The organism is Streptomyces sp. NPDC002817 (assembly GCF_053592055.1).
Map to the genome: position 1 here is coordinate 216,574 of NZ_JBSFUY010000015.1, position 1,434 is coordinate 218,007.

General features: G+C 66.6%; 2 rRNA genes and 1 pseudogene. All 3 read right to left on the reverse strand.

Annotated features, from left to right (window positions below):
* A pseudogene (locus ACWD3I_RS27080) lies at window positions 1–726 on the reverse strand (hypothetical protein); the annotation flags it as partial.
* 288 nt (window positions 727–1,014) lie between these two features.
* Window positions 1,015–1,131 (reverse strand): 5S ribosomal RNA (gene rrf / locus ACWD3I_RS27085).
* 105 nt (window positions 1,132–1,236) lie between these two features.
* Window positions 1,237–1,434 (reverse strand): 23S ribosomal RNA (locus tag ACWD3I_RS27090); the annotation flags it as partial.

Here is a 1,434-nt window from a genome sequence, read left to right on the forward strand (position 1 = left end):
CGCACGACGGAACGCCGGACGCGGGCCACGGTCATCGCCACGGCGGTCATCACGCCGGTCGTCGCGACGTTCGAAGCCGCCACCGCGGTTGTCGCCGCCACGGTTGTCATCACGCCGGAAGCCGCCACGGTCACCACCGCGGTCGCCACGGTCGTCGCGACGGAAGCCACGGTCGCGGTCGTCGCTCCGGAATCCGCCGCGGTCACGATCATCACGGCGGAAGCCGCCCCGGTCACCGTCACGACGGTCGTCGCGCCGATCGAATCCACCGCGGTTGTCGCCGCCACGGCTGTCGCCACCGCGGTTGTCATCACGGCGGTTGTCATCACGGCGGAACGCCGGACGCGGCCCGCGGTCGTCGCTACGGCGATCATCACGCCGGCCGTAGCCACCGCCACGATTGTCGCCGCCACGATTGTCATCGCGACGGAAGGCCGGACGGGGTCCGCGGTCGCCTTCACGACGCTCCCCACGGTCTCGGTCGTCCCGACGGACAGCGGGACGAGGTCCGCGATCGTCGTCCCGACGGAAACCGCGGTCGCGGTCGTCCCGACGCGGCCCACTGGGACGGTCGTCACGGCGGAAGGCCGGACGGGGCCCGCGGTCGCCGTCACGGCGGTCGTCTCGTCGGACGTAGCCGCCACCGCGGTTGTCACCGCCACGGTTGTCGCCGCCACGGTTGTCATCGCGGCGGAAACCACCGCGGTCGCCACGGTCGTCTCGTCGGGCATAGCCGCCACCGCGGTTGTCGCCGCCACGGTTGTCATCACGCCGGAAGCCGCCACGGTCACCGCCTCGGTCGTTACCGCGGTCGTTGTCGCGACGGATGCCACCGCGGTCGCCACGGTCACCGCCGCGGTCACCACTGTCCCGTCGCCGCTGGTCGCGCTCCGGTCGGTCGTCGGGAGAGTTGGTGGACATGGGTGACTCCTGTCTCGGTACTGCAAGCATTGTAAAAACAAAAGGACCCCTGGTCCCAGCTGAACGCTGGGACCAGGGGTCCTTCCAAAGATTGTTCGGCGGCGTCCTACTCTCCCACAGGGTCCCCCCTGCAGTACCATCGGCGCTGTAAGGCTTAGCTTCCGGGTTCGAAATGTAACCGGGCGTTTCCCTCACGCTATGACCACCGAAACCCTAATGGTTTCGAGCGAACAAGCACACTTTTCTGTTATGCGTTCTGCTCTAAAGCCGGCAACAGTCGTTGCCTCAGAACCAACACAGTGGACGCGAGCAACTGAGGACAAGCCCTCGGCCTATTAGTACCGGTCACCTCCGCACGTTACCGTGCTTCCAGATCCGGCCTATCAACCCAGTCGTCTACTGGGAGCCTTAACCCCTCAAGGGGGTGGGAATACTCATCTCGAAGCAGGCTTCCCGCTTAGATGCTTTCAGCGGTTATCCCTCCCGAACGTAGCCAACCAGCCATGCCCTTGG